At 68.8% G+C, this 426-nt stretch carries 1 protein-coding gene; it reads right to left on the bottom strand.

The features are described from left to right. Positions 1–426: hypothetical protein (locus ACERY3_RS25385; RefSeq protein ID WP_373226807.1), on the bottom strand; the 426-nt coding region annotated here is incomplete at both ends.

Genomic DNA, 426 nt, shown 5'->3' on the forward strand with positions numbered 1-426 from the left:
TGCTGGTGCCGCCGCCGGTGGTGATTTGTCCGTTGTTGCTGAGCTGCCCGCCCGCGCTGAGGTTAACCGCCTGCCCCTGCAGCACGCTGCGGTTATCGATGTCGCCGCCGCTGCTGATGGTCAGGGTTCGGCCTGCCGCCACGGCGGTCCGGCTGGTAAACGCGTTCGTCAGCTGCAGCGTTAAGTCCCCCAGAGAGACCAGCTGGCCGGTCAGGTCCAGCCCCCGGCTCTGCAGCCACAGGTTGCCGCCGCTCAGCAGCCTGCCGCCCGCGCTCTGGGTCACCTGGTCCGCGTCGATGTTCAGCTGCGCGTTGCCGAGCAGCGTGCCGCTGTTGTTCAGCTGGCCGTAGTTAACCGTCAGCTGTCCCGCCTGGGTGGTGCCCTGGCTGGCAAAGGTGGTGCCGGTCAGCGTGGCCCGGTCGGCCA

Source organism: Enterobacter cloacae complex sp. ESBL7 (assembly GCF_041679625.1).
In the GTDB taxonomy this organism is placed as follows: domain Bacteria; phylum Pseudomonadota; class Gammaproteobacteria; order Enterobacterales; family Enterobacteriaceae; genus Enterobacter; species Enterobacter asburiae_B.